This is a genomic window from Pseudovibrio flavus, from assembly GCF_009711345.1.
GTDB classification, from domain to species: Bacteria; Pseudomonadota; Alphaproteobacteria; order Rhizobiales; family Stappiaceae; genus Pseudovibrio; species Pseudovibrio flavus.
The window spans coordinates 124,306-148,326 of sequence record NZ_SMMA01000062.1; the positions used below are offsets into that span (position 1 = coordinate 124,306).

A 24,021-nucleotide genomic window follows, 5' to 3' on the forward strand; every position below is an offset into this window, starting at 1 on the left:
TATGAGGGGAGACGATCTTACCGCACCGCTTGGCTCTAACAAGCGCCGCATCCGGCACTTGCCAATGGGGCTGATCGGAGCAGCAATTATTACGCTTGTTGCAACAACTGGACTGATTTGGGTCGGCGTGGTGGAGAACCCACTGGGCGGTGAACCAACTGCCTCTATTGAACTTGCAAGCGGCGTTGAAGGCATCGCTCAGAAAGATATTGGCATCAACCTACCTTCTGGCAATTCAGAGGCAGCAGCGACGGTAACCACTGGACCAGACTTTAAAGCCATTGCGATACAAAGCATCGAGCCGCCCGCGCAAACTCTGCGCAGCGGAGATAATTCCGATGTTATGAACCCTGGAGAGCCGTTGAAGGCTCTTCTTGAGGGTACTCGATATGGTCAAGCCCCGACAATCGCTCCAAATGGCCTTCGCCCGCTTGATGCCTATTCTTCTCCGATGTCATCTGAGCAGCTATCGCAAGTGCGTATCGCAGTGGTGATTAATGGCTATGGCCTTGTCTCGGAGATGAGCAGCAAGGCGCTTTCCGAATTGCCATCGGAGTTCACCTTCGCCCTGTCCCCGTACTCAGAAAGCGCTCGCGATTGGGCACAGCAGGCACGCATCAAAGGGCATGAGTTGCTTCTTCAGGTGCCAATGGAACCTTTCGGTTTTCCAGATAATGATGCTGGTCCACAAAGCCTGATGGCGCGTTTATCTGAAGCAGAAAACACCGACCGATTGTTATGGACGCTTTCGCAGGCATCCAACTACGTGGGCGTTGTAAACCTCATGGGTGAACGCTTCACGTCAGACGAAGCTAATGTTGAGCCTTTGCTTACCAGTGTGCGTGATCGCGGGCTCATGTATCTTGATGATGGAACGTCTCCGCTCAGCAAAACTGCCCTTTTGGCGCAATCGTTGAAAGTGCCGTTCACGAAGGCGGATCTCGTTATTGATGCCACGCTAACAGAAGAAGACATTGGCGCTCAGCTGCTACAGCTTGAGTCTCTAGCGCGTTCACGCGGTATTGCTGTAGGAACTGCGACAGCGTTTCCGGTGACATTGCGCGAACTTGCAAGCTGGTCTAAACGTCTGGAAGAACGCGGCATCGTGCTGGTCCCGATTTCCGGAGCCCTTGCCAGTACGAATGGCTAGAACCGCGAATAGCGTGACTTAAAGGATCAAAAGTGACTCAGGACGCTGCCCTTCCCTACCGCCCATGCGTAGGGATTATGCTCATCAACCGTGATGGTTTGGTTTGGACTGGCAAACGCTTTGGCGACAAAACACCCGTGCCGGATGAGTTCGCTTGGCAAATGCCGCAAGGCGGACTGGATGAGGGCGAAAACCCTTTGGAAGCTGCTAAACGGGAGCTGTTTGAGGAAACATCCGTAACCTCCGCCTCGCTGATTGCAGAGGCACCGGAATGGTTCAACTACGACTTCCCACCGGAAGTTCTGTTCAACTCCAAGCGTGGCAACAAGTTCAAAGGCCAGACTCAGAAGTGGTTCGCTTTCCGCTTTGAAGGCGATGACAGCGAGATCAACATTCTCACCCCGCCTCATGGGCATATGCAGGAATTTTCCGAGTGGCGCTGGGAAAAAGCTGCCAACTTGCCAAGCCTGATCGTGCCGTTTAAGCGCGATGTCTATCGTCAGGTCGTTGAGGCGTTTTCTACTTTTACTGCGGATTGACTTCGGTTCGTAACCATTCTTCCCGAACTTCTTCCTCGCTCTCCTGAGGGAGAAGTTGCTCCCTCACTGAGGCAAACATCGCGGCTGTTGCGAGCTTCTCATAGGCCCAAACGGCCATTGAGCGCACCACGGAAGCATCATCTGACAGATGCTGCTCGACGATCGGAAGCAAATTCGCCTCACCTGAATTGCCCGCAGCAATCAAACAGTTTCGAATAAACCGGTTACGCCCAATGCGTTTGATCGGGGAGCCGGAGAAGAACTGGCGGAAGGCTGCATCATCCAGCTGGAGAAGAAAGGCCAGTTCTGGTTCTTTCAAGTCTTCACGGGCCTGTAGTTTGGCCTCACTTGCTGCTTGCGCAAACTTGTTCCAAGGGCACACACCAAGACAGTCATCACAGCCATAAATGCGGTTGCCCATTGGCTCTCTGAATTCCAGCGGGATAGAGCCATGGTGCTCAATAGTTAGATAGGAAATGCAGCGGCGCGCATCTATCTTGTAGGGCTCAGGAAAAGCATTGGTTGGGCAAGCATCTAAACAACGCCGGCAGCGCCCGCAGTGATCAACCTCGGGTTCATCCTTCGGCAAGTCCAGCGTGGTGAAGATAGAGCCTAAGAAAAACCAAGAGCCAAGCTCTCTGGAAACGAGATTTGTGTGCTTACCCTGCCAGCCTAGACCGGCGGCATAGGCCAGCGGCTTTTCCATCACCGGCGCGGTATCAACGAAGACCTTAACATCCCCGCCACCTTTGGAAACGACAAGGCTTGCAAGCTCCTTGAGCTTGCCCTTGATGATGTCGTGGTAGTCTCTGTTTCGTGCGTAGACGGAAACAGCACCTTTTTCCTTGTGGCTACGAAGTTCAAGCGGGTTTTCTTCCGGCCCGTAGTTCATCGCCAACATGATAACGGAGTTCACCTCCGGCCAGAGCGCTTTCGGGTCGCCGCGCCGATCCATCGTCTCTGGCATCCAGCTCATGGAAGCGTGATAGCCCGCGTCTACGAATGCACGAAGCCGTTCCGGTGCCTGCGGAATTGCATCGGCACCGGTTATACGAACATCATCAAAGCCAATAGCCTTTGCGCGTTGCACGAGATCGCTTTTCAAGCGCAAAGCCTGTTTTTGTGTAAGCACGTTGGAAGTCAGGCTCAAAAGTCCAAATCAGCGTAGGTTGCCGAAGGCGGCATACCTAGCATTTTTTCCGAGAGAAGCGGTCTAAAGCTTGGTCGGGATTTTACTCGCGCATACCAGCTTTTTACGTTCTCGTCCTCAGACCATGGTACTTCGCCCAGATAATCGGCACAAGAAAGCATTGCAGCGGCTGCGAGGTCAGCAAAACTCAGTTTGTCTCCTGCCAACCATTTACGAGAGGCGGCGAGATAACCGATGTAACGCAGGTGATTGACCATATTGATACGCGCTACTCGCAGAGCATCGGAGTTAGGCTGGCCCCCCCCCACGCTTAAAGGACATTTCCTGCTTGTAGATTTTTTCACGAACAATATGCCCGATCACTTCCTGATCGAACTTGTGAATGAACCAGTCTGTTAAGCGACGAACCTCGGCTCGTGATTCCGCATGGTCTGGAAGCAATCGCTTGTCACCCAAGGCATAGCCTCGGGTTTCGTCGAGATACTCCATGATTACCATCGGTCCGCAGATGGGGATGCCATGTTGTTCTTCGATAACTGGCACTGTGCCCGCCGGATTTTTCATCAAAAATTCCGGACGGCGCACCCACGGGTATTCGAGGACGCTCTCAAATTCGACTTTATATTCACCTAGAGCCAAACGGATAAATCGGGAGGATGGTGAAAAAGGGTGATGATACAGTGTCAGCATTGTTTATTTTTAAAGTCAATCTGGTAACCAAACGGTTGTGCCTTAGTGATAATTTCCTTCTAAATCGTCAATCCCGAAAATAGTGCAGAAAAAAGCGGGGACAATCCGCTGCCTGACCGAAGAGATACGAGAACAGATAACGAGCATGAACACAGAAACCATTATCGGCGCCCTCATTCTAGGGCTTGTCGAGGGCCTTACCGAGTTCTTACCGGTATCGTCTACGGGCCACCTTCTTCTAATCGGACATTTCATTGGTTTTGAAAACGAAGGACGGACGTTTGAAGTACTTATCCAGTTGGGCGCTATTTTGGCGATCCTGACTGTCTATTTTCACCGACTGCTGGATATTGCAAAGTCTTTGCCTACCAATCCGCAATCGCGCCACCTCGTTATCGGTATTCTTCTGGCTTTCCTGCCGGCCGCGTTCATTGGCGTTATGGCACACAGCTTCATTAAGACCGTGCTGTTTGAGACGCCGGTTCTTATCTGCGTTACCCTTATCTTTGGCGGCATTATTATGCTGCTGGTTGATCGCATGCCTTTGACGCAAAAATACGATGATATCTCGCAGTACCCTTGGACCATGTGTTTGATGATCGGCTTTGCGCAGTGCGTTGCTATGATCCCGGGCGTTTCCCGCAGTGGGGCGACGATTGTTGGTTCGCTGCTGATGGGTGCTGACAAACGCTCTGCTGCCGAGTTTTCATTCTTTCTTGCTATGCCGACCATGGCAGGCGCGTTCGCCTATGACCTTTACAAAAACCTTGATGTAATGACCCACGAAAACCTCGTTCTTATTGCAATCGGTTTCGTTGCCTCGTTCATTGCCGGTTATTTTGTGGTGAAATCATTCCTGAACTTTGTCAGCAAGCACGGTTTTGCGCTGTTTGGCTGGTGGCGCATTGTGGTTGGCACCGCTGGCCTTATTGGTTTGATTGTAATGGCAGGCTAAGCGGCAGCGCTTCCACTAGGTACAAAAAAGGGCCTCGCGGCCCTTTTCTTTTTTTTTAAACAGCTTCGGTCTTACGAGCATCGTATTGCCCATGAGGCAAAAACTTATCGAGATAAGTCGGTAAGATCGCGTCCATACTCGCCGGATCAATTCCCATCGCATCGAAGGTAGAACCTTCTTCCCGCGCAAACTCACTCACTACATTATCGCGCTTTAGAAGTTCGACCTGATCCACTGTCAGCAGCGGGTTAGGGAGAAGTTGCAGGATGCTTGCGTTCATTCGCGCAATAGAGAACGGCAGGTTCACCAGCATTCTGCGACGGCGGATATTGTGGAGCAGCTTTTCCAGACACTCTCTAAAGGTAACGATATCAGGGCCGCCAAGCTCATAAATCCGGCCCGGTTGTGTTTTCCCTTCAATAGAGCGGGCGATTGCCTCTGCAACATCGCCAACGAACACTGGTTGGAAACGGGTATGCCCGCCGCCGATCAACGGAAGTGCGGGGGAAACCTGCGCCATCGCGCCAAAGCGGTTAAAGAAATCGTCTTCCGGTCCGAAGATAATGGAGGGCCGAATTACAACTGCATCTGGCAGAGCCTCGAATACAGCATTTTCGCCTTTAGCTTTGGTTTGGGCATAGATGGACGGGCTGTTCACGTCCGCGCCAATTGCGGAAAGGTGAACGTAATTGGTAACGCCCAGCTCGGCTGCGGTTTCCGCAATCAGCTTTGCGCCTTCTACATGGACCGCTTCAAAAGTCTGCTTGCCGCTTTCGTGAAGAATACCAACCAGATTTATTACAGCGTCAGAACCTTCAATTGCGCGGGCAACAGAGGCCTTGTAGCGCAAATTCGCTTGCACTGGCATGATTTGCCCAACGACACCAAGAGGTTGAAGATGTTCTGCAAGGTCGGGTCTGCGAACAGCTGCACGAATTCTGTACCCTCTAAGCGCAAGGGCGCGCACTAAATGCCTACCAACAAACCCTGATCCGCCCAAAATTGTTACGATTTTATCATTGATCGCTCGAGCCATTTTTCCACAAATCCCGCTTTATAGTTGCAAGTTATCGCAGCACCTTACGTAGTATACAGGACTATTATCCCCTTATTCTGATCAAGTGAAGGCCGATTGTGGGAAAAGATAAATTCTTTTCAAAAACGCGATTGACATTACCCCCTCCCGACCTTAAACACCCTCCTCACAGACGCAGGGCTGGTTACCAAACAGCCCAAACGCGGAAGTGCCCAGGTGGCGGAATTGGTAGACGCGCTAGCTTCAGGTGCTAGTGCTCGCAAGGGCGTGGAGGTTCGAGTCCTCTCCTGGGCACCATCACTTTTCTCACGAAAACTTAAAATTTCTATTAGGCATTGTGGTCTTTCATAGGTATCACAGGCAGCACGGTAGCTTTCTACCTATTTTGCCTTAACCCTTGAGAAGCGGAAATGACTATCAGATTTCACCACAACGACCTTCCTGACCTTTCCAACTACAAGAATGCCAAGGCAGTTGCCGTGGACACAGAAACACTTGGCTTGAACCCGCATCGGGATCGCCTATGCGTTGTCCAGCTTTCTCCAGGTGATGGAACTGCGGATGTTGTGCAGATTTCCAAAGGTCAAACCGAAGCACCAAACCTCAAAGCCCTTTTCACAGACGAAACAAAGCCGAAAATTTTCCATTTCGCTCGCTTTGATGTGGCTATTCTCTCCCGCTATCTCGATATCGACGTGAATCCTGTGTGGTGCACCAAGATCGCATCCAAGCTGGTGCGCACCTACACAGACCGTCACGGCCTTAAGGATCTGTCACGCGAACTCATCGGCGTTGACATGTCCAAACAGCAGCAAAGCTCTGATTGGGCAGCAGAAACCCTCTCCGATGCTCAGCTTGCATACGCAGCATCTGACGTTCTCCACCTTCATGAGCTCAAAGAAAAACTTGAGTTTATGCTGGCACGTGAAGAGCGCACCGAGATGGCTCAGGCTTGTTTTGATTTTCTTCCGACCCGCGCAAAGCTCGACCTTGCAGGCTGGCCGGAAACCGACATCTTCGCGCACTCTTAAGCGAATTGAATGCTGGAGCGAGAGCCGGATAGATGTTGGCTCTCGTTTCACCTGAATATCTTCTTTTTTCCCGACAATTTAAGCGGTTTTTTAGTGTTTGCCACGGCAAGCTCTTGTTTGCCTGACACAATACCGAATATCAGGTAAAACAGATGTCGGAGCGATAACAAAGTGCCCGAATAAGCACTGGTGTCGCCAGACAGAGACAATGGCCTATAATTTTGGCCGCGCCTGTCTCCATAAGAACTCTTAAGGAATTTTGGATGCGGAGTATGCATCAGCCACCGGGGTCTTCTGCTTGGACCGAGGAAGACGAAAGACGACAGGAAGCTGCCCGCAAGGCGGCCCGTCGGCACACGCGCCTTGTAAAAGTGCTGCGTTTCGTTTTGCCTGCTAGCGGTATTCTCATTGCCGCCGGTGTTGTTGGCATGGTGATTTTGCAGAATATTCTATCCGGCATCGGTATTGGCGACATTCGTCTTTCCGCCGACGGTCTGGTTATGGAAAATCCGCACCTTTCCGGCAAAGATGGCGACCGCTCCTATTCCGTGAGCGCAGATCAGGCGATCCAGAGAATTACCGACCCACGTATCATCGATCTTGATAACATCCGCGCAGAGGTTGCCCTTTCTGCACAAGATAAGGCAAACATTACTGCTGCAACCGGAACGTATGATACGGGAGCTGAAACGCTAATGCTGAGAGGCGGCATCAAAGTTGACTACAGCAAAGGCTATACAGCCGAATTTGATTACTTGGATATCGACATGAAATCGGGAAAGATAAAAACGAGCGACGCCGTAGCCGTGCAGGCTGATGGCGGCTCTATTGATGCCGGTTCCATGGACTTTAACCAGACAGACGGAATTTTGACTTTTAGCGAGGGTGTGAAAATGACATTACATCCTGCAGCCTTGGAGAATAACCAATGACCTTTGGCGCCCGTGTACTATGTGCCGCCCTTGCCCTTACTCTGAGCACGAGCATCGGTGCCTATGCGCAGACTTTTTCTGACGCATTTGCAGGTTTTGGCTCTGACTCCAAAGAACCGATCGAAATTGAAGCGACCAACCTACAGGTTCAGGACCAAAGCAAAAGCGCCACCTTCAGCGGCAACGTTATTGTCACCCAAGGCGAGTCAAAGCTGAAGACAAACAAGCTTGTTGTCTTCTACTCCGGCTCCATGGCAGATCAAGGTGAGCAGAACGCCGTTCAGCAGACCATTTCTCGCATCGAAGCCTATGGAAACGTCTACATCTCTTCCAAGGATCAGGTTGCGACCGGCGACGAAGCCAGTTTCGACATGGACAAAGAGCTGATGGTAATGACCGGTAAGGAAGTTGTGCTTTCTCAAGGACCGAACGTCGTTGTTGGCAGCAAGCTTATTGTTAACCTGAAGACTGGTAAGGTTGACCTAGACGCCCCAGGCAAGGGCCGCGTTAAGTTGCTATTGCAGCCAAAAAGCCTCGAAAAACGCTAAGAACAAAACAAACAACTCATACGTCAAGGCATCAACGTTGACCCTAGGATTTGGCGGAAAAGGTTCCGCAGGAAACGCACAGACTGAAGACGGGCAGACCATCCCGGGTAATGCAACTCTCGAAGTAGAGGGCATTGGCAAAAGCTATGGCCGCCGTCAGGTCGTTAAACACGTTAGCGTCAACGTACAGCGCGGCGAGGCCGTGGGCCTGCTTGGCCCGAACGGTGCGGGTAAAACAACCTGCTTTTACATGATTACCGGTCTGATCCGCCCTGACCATGGCGCGATCCGCCTTGACGGTTTTGATATCACACAGCTTCCAATGTATCGCCGTGCCCGCCTTGGCATCGGTTATCTACCTCAGGAAGCATCCATTTTCCGCGGCCTCAATGTGGAAGATAACATTCGCGCCGTTCTGGAAGTTGTTGAGCCGAACAAAAAGAAGCGTGAAGAAGAACTCGACTCGCTGCTCGAGGAGTTTCGCGTTACGCACCTGCGCAAATCGCCAAGTATTGCGCTATCGGGCGGTGAACGCCGCCGCGTGGAAATTGCACGCGCCCTCGCCTCCCGTCCGTCCTTCATGCTGCTCGACGAACCGTTCGCCGGTATCGACCCCATTGCTGTGGGCGACATTCAGCAACTTGTTCGTCACCTTACGCAGCGCGGCATTGGCGTTCTAATCACCGACCACAACGTTCGCGAAACACTAGGACTAATTGATAGGGCTTATATTATTGCAGCTGGCGAAGTTCTGACAGAAGGTACGCCGCACAGCATTGTTGCCAATCCGGACGTGCGCCGTCTTTATCTTGGTGAGCAGTTTACGCTTTAATTTCCTTTGTGGGCTAGTATGCAAAGCATAATCTGTGCCAAATAGGTGCGCACACCGCAAGGAATACAAGAACCCATGGCTCTTTCGCCAAAACTAGAGATCAGACAAAGCCAGCAACTGGTGATGACGCCTCAGTTGATGCAGGCCATCAAACTGTTGCAGCTCTCTAGTCTTGACCTTGTTTCCTATGTAGATCAGGAAATCGAGAGCAACCCGTTTCTTGAAAAGCTTGACGGTGACGACAACGGCCTACCGGTAGATGGTGACCAGCAGAGTAATGAACCCGCTACTGCGCGGGAAGAAGCACAGGACGCCAACTGGATGGAAAGCCAGTTGGAGACAGACCCTTCCGCGATTTCCACGCGCATGGATGCTGATCTTTCCAATGTATTTCCCGATGATAATGGTGAGCAGCGGGTCGTAGACCCAACACAAAGCAAAGCTGACAACTGGCAGACGCCGAGCATGGGCAACACGGCCCCATCAGGCGACTACAACTTGGAAGCATTTGTCGCCTCTCAGGTCTCTCTGGCTGACCACCTGTGGGAGCAGGTTACACTTGCAATCACCGAACCATCTGAACGGCTTGTAGCCCGCTTCCTGATCGATTGTCTGGATGAAGCCGGTTATCTTCGTATTGATGAAGATGAAATCAGCGAGCAGCTTGGCATCTCGCGAGAGAAGCTTGAAGACGTCATTGCCTCACTGCAAGGCTTGGAGCCAGCCGGCATCTTTGCCCGTAACTTGCAGGAATGTCTTATCATTCAGCTGAAGGATAAGAACCGCTTTGACCCTGCTATGGCCGCGCTGATTGATAACATCGAGCTGCTTGCCAAAAGAGACTTCGTACAGCTCAAGCGCCTTTGCGGTGTAGATGATGAAGATCTGCGCGACATGGTGGGCGAGATCAAAATGCTTGATCCAAAGCCCGGCGCCGCGTTTGGCAGCGAAATTGTTCAGCCTGTAGTGCCAGATGCAATCGTAAAACCAACGAGCAACGGTGGCTGGAGCGTTGAGCTAAATCCAGAAACGCTGCCCCGAGTGCTGGTGAATCAGACCTACTACTCCGAAATTTCAAAGGACAGTCGCAGCGAAGGTGATTTGGACTATTTCACCGACTGCTTGCAGACAGCTAACTGGCTAGCCAAGAGCCTGGACCAGCGTGCAAAGACGATCCTCAAGGTATCCAGCGAGATCGTTCGCCAGCAGGACCGCTTCCTGACCTATGGTGTGCAGCACCTCAAACCACTGAATCTCAAGTCCATTGCCGATGCCATTGGCATGCATGAGTCGACAGTGAGCCGTGTGACCTCGAACAAGTACATCTCGACGACTCGCGGCATCTTCGAATTGAAGTATTTCTTCTCCTCCGCCATCGCGGCAACCGAGGGGGGCGACGCCCACTCTGCAGAGGCAGTTCGCTATAAAATTAAACAACTTATCGACGCGGAAACTGCAAAATCTGTCCTCTCGGATGACACGATTGTCAAAATTCTCAAGGCAGATGGTGTGGATATTGCCCGTCGAACTGTGGCTAAATATCGGGAATCTATGCGGATTCCATCTTCAGTTCAGCGCCGCAGAGACAAACAGCAAATGGCTTAACCTGCTGTTATCACAATCATATATCACAGAACTAACTACTAATATTTGAGAGCAATTGACTTTTCAAAGCTCTCTGACTATTTACCGTCGCGTTTCAACAGGGACGGAATAATCACGAAAACAGTGGCGCTTTGTCCGTATGTGGTCCATTCTGTAGTTGCTGAAGGGCGTTCCATCGCTCAGATGGGGTCTCGCTCTAGGCATAGTTGAAACAAAAATAATGAGGTTCCCATGACATTGCGAATTTCGGGAAGAAACGTGGACATTGGTGATGCAACCCGTAGCCACGTCGAGGACCGGATGGCAGAAGCGCTGGAAAAATATTACGCCGGTGCCTACACAGGTCATGCGACACTCTCCAGAGAGGGGTCGGGCTTCCGGGCAGAATGTACACTCAATTTGAGTACAGGCGTTGTTTTACAGGCTTCCGGAGATAGTCAAGACCCACGACAGAGTTTCGACATCGCGATTGAGCGCATTGAAAAGCGCCTTCGTCGATACAATAGAAAGCTAAAGGCACATAACAACGGTACAACAGCACGAGATGCGCTAGAAGCAACCTCTTACGTTCTGGCTGACCCTGAGTCCGAAGATGAAGTACCAGCAGACTACAACCCGATTGTTGTCGCTGAAACTTTGGCCAAGGTTAAAACCATGACCGTAGGCATGGCTGTGATGGAACTGGACTTGAGCGAGGCTCCAGTCATTATGTTCCGCAATGCGGGCAACGGGGGCATGAATGTCGTGTTCCGCCGCCAGGACGGTAATATTGGGTGGATCGATCCAGTATTGGCCGAGGCAGGCAAGCCAAGCTAATAAGCTATCGTGCTGCAGTAGCTTAGGAGTGTGCAAAGCCGGGAAACCGGCTTTGTGCCTTTAGGAAAGTACGGATTAGGAATGGAACTAATCGATCTTTTGAGCCCGGAGGCCATCCTCCCGAATTTGAAGGCGAGCAGTAAAAAGCAAGCCCTTCAGGAGTTGGCAGCCAGGGCGGCAACCATCTGCGGGCAAAACGAACGCGATATCTTCGACACCCTCCTTCAGCGTGAGCAGCTAGGCTCTACTGGTGTAGGCAATGGCATCGCAATTCCGCACGGCAAGATGTTGTCGCTTGAAGGGCTTTATGGCGTTTTTGCACGTCTGGACAAGCCAATCGAGTTTGACAGTCTGGATGACCAGCCGGTTGACCTTATTTTCCTGCTGCTCGCCCCTGAGGGAGCGGGTGCAGACCACTTGAAGGCGCTTGCTCGCGTTGCCCGTTTGCTCCGCGATAGCGAAGTCGCATCCAAGTTGCGCGCAACCAAAGACGCCGCTGCGATCTATTCTATCCTAACGCAGCCTCAGGCCTCACCAACTGCGGCCTAAGCAGCTCGTTTCAAGAGAATTACAAAAAAGCCCCCATTGTTCCCAATGGAGGCTTTTTTCGTTGGTTCAGCATTTACTGTTATTCAGCGCGCTTTAGTGGACGCTTACCGGCTTTAGCTCATTGGCAATTGCGCTTGCCACTGCTGCTGCTCGCGTATCAGTTAGAATGATCGGAACGCCATCAGCTGATAGAAGCGCCCATTCTGGCAAATCGGCATCCTGCAAATCTGCATCTGGAAACAGGACGCGCAGATCGCTGCGGGAAATACGGCGCACATAGGCGACGTGGCCGACGCCCATAGTTTCAAAATTCTCTTTAGGGGTGACGTGCTCATGCACGAACCTGTTATCGCTCATAACCGGCTCCTCGTGTACTAACTACTCAATTCGAGGGGCTAGGATTAGTCCCGGGAAGTAATCTCTATACGGCGCACAATGCGCTCTGGCTCAGGACGAGCAAGGTCAATGGATAGAAGACCGTCTTTCAAGTCCGCGCCCAAAATCTCAATACCTTCAGCCAGCACAAATGCGCGCTGGAACTGACGGGCAGCAATGCCCCTATGCAGGTATTCTCGGGATTTGTCATCTTGCTGGCGACCACGGATAACGAGTTGGCTCTCTTCCACGGAAACGTCCAGCTGGTCACGGGTAAACCCTGCAACAGCAAGGGTGATACGGATGGTATCTCCGTACTCGTTATGATCGCGGATGCGCTCGATGTTGTACGGCGGATAGCCGTCGTTGGCAGCTTTGCTCACGCGATCCAAAACTCTTTCAATATCATCAAATCCCAGCATAAACGGGCTGGAAAAGGCCGATACACGCGTCATTGTCAAAGTCCTTTCTTAAGCGACCTTGGACCAGACCCTTCATAAGGCATCTGGAACGCAGGCTCTTGCCTGCCTTAACACGAGGAATATGGCGATTCAAAGAAGATGTTTCAAGTTGCGGCCAATACATCCTTTTGGCCATTCGCGCCGCGAATGTAGGCGCAGGGCACACCTTTACCTCAAAAAGTAAAGGGGCGGCCCTTTGACCGCCCCTTTTGTATTTAAGCTGGCTGAAGTGCGGAAATCTCTTCTTCCCGCTTGCCGGTCTGTCTGTTGAAGAGGTGGATCTTTTCCTGCTTTGCTGCAATGGAAAGAACCTGACCAATATCGTAGTGCTGCTTTCCGGCTGCACGCAGGATAACTTCCTGCCCGCCTTCACCCAAGGTACCGTGGATGTAGCTTTCCGCTCCAACAGGCTCTACGCCGGTTACAACAACCTTGGCAGCAAGACCGGCACCAAGTGGCGCGCCGTCGCCAAGAATCTCCAGATCCTCAGGACGAAGACCAACGATGAACTCGGATGCATCACTGCGGATGTCAAAGTTTACACCGTCGCCCTGCTCAGGCTCCCAGCCCAGTGCTGTCTTCTTCATCGGGATCAAGTTCATAGCCGGAGAACCGATGAAGCTAGCAACGAACGTAGATGCCGGCTTTTCGTAGACCTCCATAGGAGAGCCAATCTGCTCTACCTGACCTTTGTTAAGCACGACGAGGCGATCTGCCAGTGTCATCGCTTCCAGCTGATCGTGGGTCACATAGATGCTTGTGGTCTTCAAATCGCGCTGGAGCTTTTTGATTTCCATGCGCATCTGTACGCGCAGCTTGGCATCAAGGTTGGACAGAGGCTCATCGAACAAGAACGCAGACGGTTCACGAACAATCGCTCGGCCCATCGCAACACGCTGGCGCTGACCACCAGAGAGCTGGCGCGGTTTACGGTCGAGGTACTCACCGATTTCGAGGATCTCTGCAGCCTTGCGAACGCGCTGATCGATCTCGCTTTTCGCGATGCCGCGGTTCTTCAAACCATAAGCAAGGTTGTTGTAGACAGACATATGCGGATAGAGCGCATAGTTCTGGAACACCATTGCGATATCGCGATCAGCGGGCTCGACCTTGTTGACCAAGCGGTCACCAATCAGGATTTCACCAGAGCTGATGTCTTCAAGGCCCGCCACCATGCGCAGCAAAGTGGATTTACCGCAGCCGGACGGACCGACGAGAACGATGAACTCGCCATCTTCGATATCGATGGAAATGCCTTTAACAGCTTCGACATTCCCAGCGTAAATCTTACGGACAGTGTTGAGAGTAATACTTGCCATTTTTAACTCATTTCTCGCTCTCGACGAGGCCCTTCACGAACCAGGATTGGAAGATCACAACAATGACGACAGGTGGCAGCATTGCCAGCACTGCAAGTGCCATCGCCTGATTGGTTTCCGGAATTTGGGCACCAACCCACACCGCAAGAATCTGCTTCATGCCGCGTACCAGCGTGAAGAAGGTTTCATCGGTTGTGATGAGTGTTGGCCATAGATACTGGTTCCAACCATAAACAAACATAATGATGAAGATCGCAGCGATCATGGTCTTGGAAAGCGGGACCAGAATGTCGATGAAGAACTTCACCGGACCTGCACCGTCAATACGGGCTGCTTCTACCAGTTCATCCGGAACGGATTTGAAGAACTGACGGAAGTAGAATGTACCGGTTGCAGATGCGATCAACGGGATGATGAGGCCGCTGTAGGAGTTCATCATGCCTAGACCCTGAACAATTTCGTAGGATGGCAGGATGCGCACTTCCAAAGGCAGCAGCAAGGTGGTGAAGATCACCCAGAAGAAGAACACCCCAAAGCGGAAGCGGAAGTAGACAATTGCATAGGCCGCGAGCATCGAGATTACGATCTTGCCGATTGCAAAGCCGAATCCGAGGATCATGGAGTTGTACAGCATTGTCAGGCCGGTCACGCTCTTGGTGAAGCCGCTGGCCTCTGTGAGGACTGTCTTATAGGTGTCAGTGAAGTGCCCGCCCCAAGTCATTTGCAAGCCGTCTTTGTAAACGGACATTGCGTCATGCGTGGATGTCATGAAGGCCAGAGTAACTGGCACCAACATGAACAAAGCACCGAGGATCAGGACAGCGTGGTCGAGTAGCTGAACTTTTTTCATGCTGTCTTCTCCTTAATTATAGTGGACCCGGCGCTCGATCATGCGGAACTGGAACACAGTTAGCAGGAAGACGAGAACCATGAGGATGACAGACTGAGCAGACGAACCACCAAGGTCGTTACCGCGGAAGCCATCAACGAACACTTTGTAAACGAGCGTAATCGGGTTGTTGCCCGGCTCACCCTTCACGACGAGATCAACGATACCGAATGTATCGAACAGCGCGTAGGTGATGTTGATGATCAGCAGGAAGAAGCCTGTTGGTGCCAGCAGCGGGAAAGTAACAGTCCAGAAACGACGCGTACCAGAGCGACAGTCAATGGCAGCAGCCTCCTGAACGGACTTCGGCACACTCTGCAAGCCTGAGAGGAAGAAGATGAAGTTCACCGGTATCTGTTTCCAGACTGCGGTAATCACCATCACAAAAGCCGTATCGAAAGGCGTTACGCCCACCTGCAAATTCCAGCCCAACGAACGGGCTAGCTCAGTCAGCGGACCGATGTGTTGATCGAAGAGCATCACGCCAAGAAGACCTGCTACCGGCGGAGCAATTGCGTAGACCCACATCAACAGCGTGCGGTAGGAACCTGCGCCGCGAATAACTTTATCCGCCTTCACCGCAAGCAAAAGCGCGATTGAAAGGGAAAAGAATGCCACGAGCACAGTGAAGATCAAAGTGAACCGCGCCGTACGGGCATATTGAGAGTTGGTTAAAGTGTCTTTGAAGTTCTCTAGGCCCACGAAGGTCGATCCGAAACCGAACGGATCTTCCAGATAGAAGGAAGCGCGAACCGCCTCAACAGCTGGCCAGAGAAAGAAGACGGCCACAATAGCTAGCTGCGGTAACAGCAGCGCATATGGCAGAATAGGATTTGAATATTGAACACGTTTCATCAGCTAAGCCCAGTCGTCTGTGCGACCTTTTCTGAATAGATGACCTTAGGTGAGAAACCGGAGCCATCATGACAGAGAACCGGAGGCATGCATAAAACACACCACCGGTTCTTTCAGGATTTCAAGGCGTTAGGTTAGCCTGCAGTCTTTGCAAAGCGACCGAGAAGCTTGTTGCCTTCTTCTTCGATTGCTTTGAATGCGTCTTCAACGGTTGTTTCACCGGAGAAGATGCGGCCGTATTCACGGTTCATCACGTCACGGATCTGAACGTAGAAGCCCATGCGGTAACCCTTGGTCCAGTCGCCGCCTGGCTGGTTGAGCTGCTGGATGCCAGTTTCAGCTGCTGGGAAGCGGTCGTAGTGACCGTCTTTCTTAGCCAGTTCGTAAGCAGCGTTAGTGATCGGCACATAACCGGTCTTCTGGTGCCACTCGTACTGAACTTCAGCAGAAGTCAGGTAACCGTAGAAGTCAGCCACACAGTCGTTTTCTGCTTTTGGCTTACCAGCCATTGCGAACAGCGCAGCGCCACCGATGAAGGTGCCGGAGCCCTGCTCAGCAACAGAGTTCCAGTAAGGCAGGAAGGTGGAGGAGAACTTGAACTCAGCAGACTTCATCAGACCACCGAAGGAACCGGAAGAACCGAGCCACATTGCGACTTTGCCTTCCTGGAATGGTGTCTGGTTGTCACCCCAGCCGGTGCCATAGTAGCCGAACAGACCGCCATCAAGCCACTCTTTTACCTTTGCAAAGTGTGCTTTGATCGCTTCGTTGTTTACGAGGATCTCGGTGCCCTTTGCGCCTTCGTAACCGTTGTTGTTGGTTGCGAACTGCAGGTTATGACGAGACATGAAGTTCTCGGTGAAGATCCATGGCAGGTGAGACTGGGAGAGCGGTACGTAACCTGCTTCTTTCAGCTTTGGAGCGATAACTTCAAAGTCTTCCCATGTCTTTGGTGCTTCAACGCCAGCCTTCGCAAGAGCCTCTTCGTTGTAGTAGAGGATCGGGGTGGAGGAGTTGAACGGCATGCCGATCATCTTACCAGCGGTGTCAGCATAGAAGTAACGTACACCAGCGATGTAGTCTTCCATGTTGAACTCTTTACCAGCGTCTTCAAGTAGGTCCTGTGCAGGAACAACAGCACCCTTAGCGCCGATGATGGTTGCAGCACCAGCATCGAATACCTGAATTACGTTTGGCTGTTCACCAGCGCGGAACGCTGCGATACCAGAGGTCAGAGTTTCCTCATAGGTGCCTTTATAGACAGGGGTAAGGTTACATGCGTTCTGGGTTTCGTTGTAACCAGCCGCGATCTCGTTAACGACCTCTCCCAGAGTACCGCCCATTGCGTGCCACCAAGAGATCTCGGTTGCAGCGAAGGACGCGGTGGATGCGGTTGTCATAGCAGTAAAGGCGAGCAGGCGCGCAGCACTACGGTAATTCATATTTTAACGTCTCCTGTTCGGGAGAAAATAAATTCAGACCAATTGCGAGAAAGTCCCGGCAATACCTCAACCGGTAGAACCGGTCCTCCCAAAGAGATATTCCCTAGAAAAATCACGCGCACATGACAGTTCTTTGAACTTTAAGTGAATACCCTAATAGGGTAAAAGTTTATGTCAATGCAATCAAAGTGTTAAGTATAAAAAATTATCCAAACTGATATAAATCAAAGGGATAGCTTGAAGCGCACAAACACCAAAAAGCGCACCTCTTGCGCTTTGTGAAATAATCACTATCCCCTACCCCATGGTAAGAGGACAGAATCAATAATCGGAGCAAACAGGCACTCACCCAAACCAGTTGAGCGTTTTCACCGTAAGCGAGATTAAAGAATTCGTGACAGGCTAAAGGATATTCTAGAAGCCATGCAACCCAGCCTTACCATCCATTGGTTTCGACAGGACCTTCGCCTCAGTGACAACCCCTCGCTGTATCAGGCCTCCCAAGAAGGGCGCGTTCTTCCGGTGTATGTTCTGGAGGACGTCACCAATCCGCAGGATGAGATGGGGGGCGCTTCAAAAGCATGGCTGCATCAATCGCTCAAGCAGCTTAATGATGCTCTGGGCGGCCGCTTGATAATTGAGCGCGGCGACCCTCTTCTTATTCTTCTTTCCCTCGCCCAGCAGTACGGCGCTAATAAAGTGCAGTGGAACCGCTGCTACGAACCTTGGCGAATTGCGCGGGACACCGAAATCAAATCAGCCCTTAGCGAAAACGGAGTTAGCGCCGAAAGCTTCAACGGGTCGTTGCTTTGGGAACCTTGGACGGTGCTGAAGGATGACGGGACGCCCTACAAAGTCTTCACGCCCTTTTACCGTAAAGGGTGCCTACACTCTGCCGCACCGAGTCTGCCGTTGCCAGCCCCGTCGGCAGAAACCATTGCCGCACCAACTGAGCAGCACACCCCCATCGATGATCTTAGGTTAATGCCGAAGCTGCCTTGGGCTCGGCAGATGCTGTCCCACTGGCAAATCGGCGAGACAGCAGCTCAGCAACGCCTCCATAGTTTTTTGGAGGACAGCCTAAGCGACTACAAGAACGGGCGTGACTTTCCAGCAAGGCGCAGTGTTTCTAGACTGTCACCGCACTTGCACTTTGGAGAGATTTCGCCAAATCAGGTATGGCATGCAGCCCAAGCTGCCCCTGACGACAAAAACCGCGACCACTTTTTGAGTGAATTGGGCTGGCGGGAGTTCTCATACTACCTGCTCTTCCATAACCCTCATCTACCCACTCAAAACCTGCAGATGAAGTTTGACCGTTTTGAATGGCGTGAGGACGAGGCTGCTTTCGAACGCTGGTGTAGAGGCCAAACCGGCTACCCGCTTGTAGATGCAGCGATGCGGCAGCTCTGGCAAACGGGCTACATGCACAACCGCCTGCGAATGGTGGCCGCTTCGTTCCTCGTTAAGAACCTGCTTATCGATTGGCGTAAAGGAGAGCGTTGGTTCTGGGACACCTTGGTCGATGCAGATCAAGCCAGTAACAGCGCTAGCTGGCAATGGGTGGCAGGTTGCGGGGCAGACGCTGCGCCCTATTTCCGCGTTTTCAATCCGGTCAAGCAGGGCGAGAAATTCGACAAGGACGGAGAATTTACCCGAAAGTTCGTTCCAGAGCTGGAGAGAATGCCCGCCAAATACCTTCATGCTCCTTGGGAGGCCCCTCTTCTCGTTCTTCAAGAAGCCGGCGTGGACCTTGGCGGTAACTACCCAAAGCCAATCGTAGATGTAAAATCATCGCGGGAAAGAGCGTTGGCTGCCTTCCACGAGCTTGCCTCCTGACATGATTGGTCGCTAAACACTGGCAGTGAGAACATTCCAGCCATAAACGGAACCCTATGACCACTCCTCTTACCTTCTACGTTGATGCAGATTCCTGTCCAGTTAAGGATGAGGTCTACCGCGTTGCTGACCGTTACCGCATTAAGGTGTTTGTGGTAGCAAATAGCTTCATTCGGGTACCGAGGGATATGGATGTGCAGCTCGTCGTGGTTAGCGAAGGCATGGACGAAGCCGACAACTGGATTGCCGAGCGGGCTGACGAGAACGCGGTGGTTATTACGCAAGATATTCCGCTTGCTGATCGCTGTGTTAAGGCCGGATCTGCGGTTCTATCGCCGAAGGGCAAGGAGTTCGATGAGAACTCCATTGGCATGGCGCTAGCCACCCGTAACCTCAAAGAAGACCTTCGCTCATTTGGCGAGCTGACAGGTGGTCCTAAGCCGTTCTCTCCGCGGGATCGCTCAGATTTTTTGCAAGCGCTGGACCGTGTAGTACAGCGCCTGAAGCGAGCCGGACGAGGATAGTCCCGGGCTAACTATCAGCCTTATGCACCAGCAGGTCAAAGCGAAGCCGCTGGCGCTTATCTGTCAGGATCATCGGGATCAGCAGCACGCAGATTATGACTGCCAGTGTGGCGCAGCTGGTAAGCGCGAACATGATAAGCATCTGATACTTAACTGCGATTAGTGGCGAGACCCCAGATAGAATCTGCCCGACCATCAAACCGGGCAGGAACACAACACCCGTTGCTGCCATTGAGTTAGTGATCGGCATTGTTCCCGCAGTAATGGAATGTTTGATCGGGCGAAGCAGAGCCCCTTTCATCGGCTCACCTCGCGCAAGCGTGTTTTCGATAGCACCCCGATCACGCCATAGGGCTCCGAGCAGGTTATTTATCATCAAAGCAGTACTGGTCATGGAATTGCCCAGCAGCATACCAAAGAGCGGCACCGCATACTGCATGTTCCACCACGGTTGCGGCTGAATAATCCCGCGTAGCAAAAACAACAGCATGGCCACGGATGCTATCGAAAGCCCGATACCGCACACGAACCAGCCAGCTATACCTTGGATACGCGTTTCAAGTCGCGCCCGTACTTCACGCGCTGCAAACAGCATCATAATCACGAAGACAACAGAGGCGAGCGCTGCGTTCTGAGTGGTGATGACCGCCTCTAAAATAAAACCTACCGCCGTTAGCTGCAGCACCATACGCACCGCCGCCACGCCCAGCTTCATCTCCATACCCAATTTAAGGTAGCGGGAGATCACCATGTTGATCAGCAACAGCGCTGCAGCAATGGCAAGAGAGTGAATATCGATATTGGTGATCATCGGCGCTCCACGACCTCATTGCCGATGATTTCCAAGTGCCGACCTGCAATTCGCGCAACTTGAGAGCCATCATGGCTGGTTACTAGGACTGAAAGCCCTTGTTCTGCCCGTTGCTTGATCAATTCCTCGACCACCCGCTTATTGTCTTCATCAAGGGCAGAGGTTGGCTCATCCAGAAGCAGAACCCGAGACTGATCTTGTGTCAAAGCTCTAGCCAAATGGGCTCGCTGCTGCTCACCTGTAGAGAGGGAGCTGATGTTTGCTGTCGCCAGATTCCAAGGAATTCCGAGCGTCGTGCCTAGCGCTTGGCTTTCTGGTGTTGCCAGAACACTTTGAAGGGTTTCATCCTCCCACCAATAAGGCGTTGGGCCAACATAGCTAACCATCGAACGCCATTGAGGAGCGGGGAATGAAGTGTTCGCCTTACCGTCGAGCGTCATCACCATAGATGACGCGTCAATTTCCGCGAGCGCGCGCAAGAGACGAGATTTTCCGCTGCCAGATGGGCCGGTCAACGCAACAACTTCGCCGCCGCTAAGAACTTGCGGCGCAACTTTCAGCCCTGTCTGCGTTGTACCTTCAAAGCAAAACTGCATTCTTCGCCTTTTCCATTACGGTCCGGCTTTCAAGCGCACGTTGAACGACGTTGACTGCGAAAAGGAAACGCAGAACAAACCACGCAAGTCAGCATGCGAGAACGATAGGCGAAAATGTTATTGAAACTTTGAAGAGGAGTGGTGGAGCTAAGCGGGATCGAACCGCTGACCTCGTGAATGCCATTCACGCGCTCTCCCAACTGAGCTATAGCCCCATCAAAAATGGTCACCTCGTTAGAAAGGTGGCACGCTTGGGAGCGTGACTAACTGGAAGAAGATGGTGGAGCTAAGCGGGATCGAACCGCTGACCTCGTGAATGCCATTCACGCGCTCTCCCAACTGAGCTATAGCCCCATTCTCTTCCAAAGCCTCGATCAGACAAGGCTCTGTGGGGGCGGAACATAATCGTGCCGCCACCAATAAGCAAGCCCCCACAGCAAGCGTAAGGATCTCCCCTTACTTAGCTGTGGAAATATGATTAGGACTCGTCGTCGTCGCGAGAAACGCGGATGCCGGACACGCCATTATCTTCGTCGTCATCATCTTCGAGGAAGACGTCGTCGTCGTCGCTGTCGTCATCAACATCTACATCATCGATGTCGTCGATATCATCATCGTCATCGGACACTTCAGCATCTGCATCCTCGAGGGATACGAGCTCTGGTCCATCCAACTCAAGTTCGTCTTCTTCTTCTTCCTGAACGACCTTAGCAGCCTTTGCAGTTTTCGCTGCAATACCCAGTTCGAAGATCTGGCCGCACTTAGGGCAGGTGATCGGATCACGAAGGAGGTCATAAAATTTTGCACCACATGCTGCGCAAAGGCGCTTGGTGCCGAGTTCTGGTCTTGCCACGGTTCTCACCTTCTTTACATCTCGATTTGACGGCCCCCATAGCGTTATGCAGACGGCTTTGTCAAAGATTAATTCGCTACGTTACACCTCTGGGGCAATATGAACCTGAAATATTCTCAATATACCCAGATGCCACAAGGGTGACGGCACAATTGTTCCGTGATAGATGGAACTACTTTTTGTGAAGTCGCAACCCCGGAATTGATCATGTCCAATAGTTCGTCGCCGAAGCCTATGACCTCTCATAGCGGAAATCCGCTTAATGGCACGATAAAAGTACCCGGTGACAAATCCATATCCCACCGCTCGCTTATGTTTGGTGCGTTGGCGGTTGGCCGCACTACAATTACCGGCCTTCTCGAATCAGAGGATGTCATCGGCACTGCAAATGCAATGAACGCAGTTGGTGCTCATTGTATGCGACACGAGGACGGAACATGGACTGTAGACGGCGTTGGGCTGGGCAGTCTGCTGGAACCCGAAGCTCCGATTGATTTCGGCAACGCTGGCACCGGCTGCCGCCTTTGCATGGGCATTTTCGCGGCGCACCCGATCAGCGTGACGATGGTTGGCGATGCATCCCTCTCCCGTCGCCCTATGGGCCGTGTACTGAACCCATTGCGTGAAATGGGCGTGCAGGTTGTCGCCCGTACCGGCGATCGACTACCAGCCTCTATTCGTGGCTGTGAAACTCCGCTTCCGATCACCTACCGCGTTCCAATGGCATCCGCGCAGGTAAAAAGCGCTGTGCTTCTGGCTGGCTTGAACACTCCGGGCACTACGACAGTTATCGAGCCGGTAGCGACCCGCGATCACACCGAAAAGATGCTGATTGGATTTGGCGCGGACCTCAAGGTCGAGATCAACGAAGCAGGTGAGCGCGTGATCTCCTTGCAAGGTCAGCCAAAGTTGAACGCACAGGATATTACCGTTCCGGCGGATCCATCTTCTGCGGCGTTCCCTATTGTCGCCGCTCTTATCACACCTGGCTCTGATGTGACCGTTGAAGGCGTGCTGCTGAACGAGCACCGCATCGGCCTCATTACCACTCTTATCGAGATGGGCGCAGATATCGAGATCACCAACAAGCGCGACACTGGCGGCGAGATGCTCGGCGATGTTCGCGCTCGTCACTCGGCGCTGAAAGGTATTGTCGTACCTGCTGATCGTGCGCCATCTATGATCGACGAATACCCGGTTCTTGCAATTGCTGCTGCTTTTGCTGAAGGCGACACCGTTATGCTGGGCCTTGAAGAACTGCGCGTAAAAGAATCCGACCGTCTGGCTGCTGTTGCCCGCGGTCTGGAAGCAAACAACATTCCATGCGTAGAGGGTGAAGACACTCTCACCGTAACAGGTAAAGCAGCAAATATTGGCGGCGGTACCGTTATTACGCATCTGGATCACCGTATCGCTATGGCATTCCTTGTGCTGGGCCTTGCTGCGGACAAACCTGTTTCCGTTGATGATGCCAGCCCTATTGCCACCAGCTTCCCTGTATTTGCTGACCTGCTTACCCAAATGGGCGGTCGCTTCTCCAAAGGATCGGAGATTGCCGCATGATTATCGCACTTGATGGACCAGCTGCCTCTGGCAAGGGCACTTTGGCACGGCGCTTGGCTGCGTATTACAGCCTGAACCATCTGGACACTGGCCTGACCTACCGCGCAGTGGCTGCGGCCCTGCTGGCGCGCGGTCTGCCGCTTGGCGACGAGGAAATTGCAATTTCCGTCGCCCGTAACCTGGATTTTACCAATCTCGACCGTAATCTGCTCTCAGCTCATGAAGTAGGAGAAGCGGCGTCCCGTATCGCAGTCCTTTCTGGTCTGCGCACAGAGCTGGTTCGCTTGCAGCGCGAGTTTGGCGAACAGGGCGATGGTGCAGTGCTGGATGGCCGCGATATCGGCACCGTTGTGTGCCCTAACGCGACTGCAAAACTCTATATTACCGCTTCTGCAGAAGTACGTGCCCGCCGCCGTACCGACGAGCTGAGAGGTAAGGGCATCGAGGTAGACTTCTTCGAGATTTTGAAGGACCTGCAGCGCCGCGATGAGCGGGATATGTCCCGCGCGGATTCGCCTCTTCGCCCTGCCGAAGATGCGCACTTGCTTGATACGACAGAAATGGATATAGACTCCGCATTCAACGCGGCTGTGGAAATCATAGAGCGCTCGCGGAAAAACTAGCAAGAACGCTGGAATTTTTCGCGCTGAAATGCTCTTTC

The 24,021-nt window shown here is 52.4% G+C and carries 25 protein-coding genes, 3 tRNA genes and 1 pseudogene; 15 read left to right on the forward strand and 14 right to left on the reverse strand.

Annotated elements, in window-relative coordinates:
- The first annotated feature begins 1 nt into the window (after window position 1).
- Window positions 2-1,150 (forward strand): divergent polysaccharide deacetylase family protein, encoded by a 1,149-nt coding sequence (locus E1162_RS10995; RefSeq protein WP_155130643.1) that lies wholly within the window; start codon window positions 2-4, stop codon window positions 1,148-1,150.
- Window positions 1,151-1,182: 32 nt separating this feature from the next.
- Window positions 1,183-1,689: an RNA pyrophosphohydrolase gene (locus tag E1162_RS11000; RefSeq protein WP_371311902.1), complete on the forward strand. Its 507-nt coding sequence runs from the start codon at window positions 1,183-1,185 to the stop codon at window positions 1,687-1,689.
- Here E1162_RS11000 and queG read toward each other — a convergent pair.
- Both queG and E1162_RS11010 read right to left on the reverse strand, forming a co-directional pair.
- Complete coding sequence (gene queG / locus E1162_RS11005) at window positions 1,676-2,839, reverse strand: tRNA epoxyqueuosine(34) reductase QueG (RefSeq protein WP_371311903.1); 1,164 nt, start codon at window positions 2,837-2,839, stop codon at window positions 1,676-1,678. The genes E1162_RS11000 and queG overlap by 14 nt on opposite strands.
- Window positions 2,836-3,529, reverse strand: a pseudogene (locus E1162_RS11010) (glutathione S-transferase family protein). The gene queG and the pseudogene E1162_RS11010 overlap by 4 nt, the downstream one beginning before the upstream one ends.
- Before the next feature lie 145 nt (window positions 3,530-3,674).
- Here E1162_RS11010 and E1162_RS11015 point away from each other — a divergent pair.
- Window positions 3,675-4,484, forward strand: a complete 810-nt coding sequence (locus tag E1162_RS11015) for an undecaprenyl-diphosphate phosphatase (protein WP_155130645.1) — start codon at window positions 3,675-3,677, stop codon at window positions 4,482-4,484.
- 55 nt (window positions 4,485-4,539) lie between these two features.
- On the opposite strand, the gene E1162_RS11020 is transcribed toward E1162_RS11015, so the two are convergent.
- On the reverse strand, window positions 4,540-5,520 hold the full coding sequence (locus E1162_RS11020; protein WP_155130647.1) for a complex I NDUFA9 subunit family protein: 981 nt from the start codon (window positions 5,518-5,520) through the stop codon (window positions 4,540-4,542).
- Between the two features lie 210 nt (window positions 5,521-5,730).
- Here E1162_RS11020 and E1162_RS11025 point away from each other — a divergent pair.
- The 8 genes from E1162_RS11025 to ptsN all read left to right on the forward strand — a co-directional run bounded on the left by E1162_RS11025 (window position 5,731) and on the right by ptsN (window position 11,833).
- Window positions 5,731-5,817: transfer RNA gene (locus E1162_RS11025), tRNA-Leu, on the forward strand.
- Between the two features lie 113 nt (window positions 5,818-5,930).
- The gene (locus E1162_RS11030; RefSeq protein ID WP_155130649.1) at window positions 5,931-6,551 is read left to right on the forward strand and encodes a ribonuclease D; all 621 of its coding nucleotides are present in this window, start codon (window positions 5,931-5,933) and stop codon (window positions 6,549-6,551) included.
- Window positions 6,552-6,823: 272 nt separating this feature from the next.
- Window positions 6,824-7,483, forward strand: coding sequence for an LPS export ABC transporter periplasmic protein LptC (gene lptC / locus E1162_RS11035; protein ID WP_257098913.1), 660 nt, complete (start codon window positions 6,824-6,826; stop codon window positions 7,481-7,483).
- Window positions 7,480-8,031: a lipopolysaccharide transport periplasmic protein LptA gene (gene lptA / locus E1162_RS11040; RefSeq protein WP_155130653.1), complete on the forward strand. Its 552-nt coding sequence runs from the start codon at window positions 7,480-7,482 to the stop codon at window positions 8,029-8,031. Before lptC ends, lptA begins: the two co-directional genes overlap by 4 nt.
- Window positions 8,032-8,131: 100 nt before the next feature.
- Window positions 8,132-8,863 (forward strand): LPS export ABC transporter ATP-binding protein, encoded by a 732-nt coding sequence (lptB, locus tag E1162_RS11045; RefSeq protein WP_371311920.1) that lies wholly within the window; start codon window positions 8,132-8,134, stop codon window positions 8,861-8,863.
- Between the two features lie 75 nt (window positions 8,864-8,938).
- On the forward strand, window positions 8,939-10,468 hold the full coding sequence (gene rpoN / locus E1162_RS11050) for an RNA polymerase factor sigma-54 (protein WP_155130657.1): 1,530 nt from the start codon (window positions 8,939-8,941) through the stop codon (window positions 10,466-10,468).
- Between the two features lie 231 nt (window positions 10,469-10,699).
- The gene (gene hpf / locus E1162_RS11055; RefSeq protein WP_155130659.1) at window positions 10,700-11,284 is read left to right on the forward strand and encodes a ribosome hibernation-promoting factor, HPF/YfiA family; all 585 of its coding nucleotides are present in this window, start codon (window positions 10,700-10,702) and stop codon (window positions 11,282-11,284) included.
- Window positions 11,285-11,365: 81 nt separating this feature from the next.
- Window positions 11,366-11,833: a PTS IIA-like nitrogen regulatory protein PtsN gene (gene ptsN, locus E1162_RS11060; RefSeq protein WP_155130661.1), complete on the forward strand. Its 468-nt coding sequence runs from the start codon at window positions 11,366-11,368 to the stop codon at window positions 11,831-11,833.
- Window positions 11,834-11,926: 93 nt separating this feature from the next.
- Here ptsN and E1162_RS11065 read toward each other — a convergent pair whose 3' ends face one another.
- The 6 genes from E1162_RS11065 to E1162_RS11090 all read right to left on the reverse strand — a co-directional run bounded on the left by E1162_RS11065 (window position 11,927) and on the right by E1162_RS11090 (window position 17,174).
- Window positions 11,927-12,190, reverse strand: a complete 264-nt coding sequence (locus E1162_RS11065; protein ID WP_155130663.1) for a BQ00720 family protein — start codon at window positions 12,188-12,190, stop codon at window positions 11,927-11,929.
- A 44-nt stretch (window positions 12,191-12,234) separates the two neighbouring features.
- Window positions 12,235-12,663, reverse strand: coding sequence for an Hsp20 family protein (locus E1162_RS11070; protein WP_155130665.1), 429 nt, complete (start codon window positions 12,661-12,663; stop codon window positions 12,235-12,237).
- Window positions 12,664-12,884: 221 nt separating this feature from the next.
- Entirely contained in the window at window positions 12,885-13,988 is a 1,104-nt protein-coding gene (locus E1162_RS11075; protein ID WP_155130667.1) for a sn-glycerol-3-phosphate import ATP-binding protein UgpC, read from the reverse strand.
- Window positions 13,989-13,995: 7 nt separating this feature from the next.
- Window positions 13,996-14,838 carry a sn-glycerol-3-phosphate ABC transporter permease UgpE gene (gene ugpE, locus E1162_RS11080; RefSeq protein WP_155130669.1) on the reverse strand — a complete coding sequence of 281 codons (843 nt, stop codon included), beginning with the start codon at window positions 14,836-14,838 and terminating at the stop codon, window positions 13,996-13,998.
- A 12-nt stretch (window positions 14,839-14,850) separates the two neighbouring features.
- On the reverse strand, window positions 14,851-15,732 hold the full coding sequence (locus E1162_RS11085; RefSeq protein WP_155130671.1) for an ABC transporter permease subunit: 882 nt from the start codon (window positions 15,730-15,732) through the stop codon (window positions 14,851-14,853).
- Window positions 15,733-15,866: 134 nt separating this feature from the next.
- The gene (locus tag E1162_RS11090) at window positions 15,867-17,174 is read right to left on the reverse strand and encodes an extracellular solute-binding protein (RefSeq protein WP_155130673.1); all 1,308 of its coding nucleotides are present in this window, start codon (window positions 17,172-17,174) and stop codon (window positions 15,867-15,869) included.
- 423 nt (window positions 17,175-17,597) lie between these two features.
- On the opposite strand from E1162_RS11090, the gene E1162_RS11095 reads away from it, so the two are divergent.
- The gene (locus E1162_RS11095; protein WP_155130675.1) at window positions 17,598-19,013 is read left to right on the forward strand and encodes a cryptochrome/photolyase family protein; all 1,416 of its coding nucleotides are present in this window, start codon (window positions 17,598-17,600) and stop codon (window positions 19,011-19,013) included.
- Between the two features lie 56 nt (window positions 19,014-19,069).
- Window positions 19,070-19,537, forward strand: coding sequence for a YaiI/YqxD family protein (locus E1162_RS11100; RefSeq protein ID WP_155130677.1), 468 nt, complete (start codon window positions 19,070-19,072; stop codon window positions 19,535-19,537).
- A gap of 7 nt (window positions 19,538-19,544) precedes the next feature.
- On the opposite strand, the gene E1162_RS11105 is transcribed toward E1162_RS11100, so the two are convergent.
- The 5 genes from E1162_RS11105 to E1162_RS11125 form a co-directional block, all read right to left on the reverse strand.
- Window positions 19,545-20,348 carry an ABC transporter permease gene (locus E1162_RS11105; RefSeq protein WP_155130679.1) on the reverse strand — a complete coding sequence of 268 codons (804 nt, stop codon included), beginning with the start codon at window positions 20,346-20,348 and terminating at the stop codon, window positions 19,545-19,547.
- A complete protein-coding gene (locus tag E1162_RS11110; protein WP_155130681.1) occupies window positions 20,345-20,944 on the reverse strand; it encodes an ABC transporter ATP-binding protein in 600 nt (199 codons plus the stop codon). The genes E1162_RS11105 and E1162_RS11110 overlap by 4 nt, the downstream gene beginning before the upstream one ends.
- 139 nt (window positions 20,945-21,083) lie before the next feature.
- Window positions 21,084-21,159, reverse strand: a tRNA-Ala gene (locus E1162_RS11115).
- Between the two features lie 63 nt (window positions 21,160-21,222).
- Window positions 21,223-21,298: transfer RNA gene (locus E1162_RS11120), tRNA-Ala, on the reverse strand.
- A 124-nt stretch (window positions 21,299-21,422) separates the two neighbouring features.
- On the reverse strand, window positions 21,423-21,797 hold the full coding sequence (locus tag E1162_RS11125; protein WP_371311904.1) for a TIGR02300 family protein: 375 nt from the start codon (window positions 21,795-21,797) through the stop codon (window positions 21,423-21,425).
- 207 nt (window positions 21,798-22,004) lie between these two features.
- On the opposite strand from E1162_RS11125, the gene aroA reads away from it, so the two are divergent.
- Together aroA and cmk are read left to right on the forward strand one after the other, a co-directional pair.
- On the forward strand, window positions 22,005-23,360 hold the full coding sequence (gene aroA, locus E1162_RS11130) for a 3-phosphoshikimate 1-carboxyvinyltransferase (RefSeq protein ID WP_257098914.1): 1,356 nt from the start codon (window positions 22,005-22,007) through the stop codon (window positions 23,358-23,360).
- Window positions 23,357-23,983, forward strand: coding sequence for a (d)CMP kinase (cmk, locus tag E1162_RS11135; protein ID WP_155130683.1), 627 nt, complete (start codon window positions 23,357-23,359; stop codon window positions 23,981-23,983). The genes aroA and cmk overlap by 4 nt, the downstream gene beginning before the upstream one ends.
- Window positions 23,984-24,021: the final 38 nt, after the last annotated feature.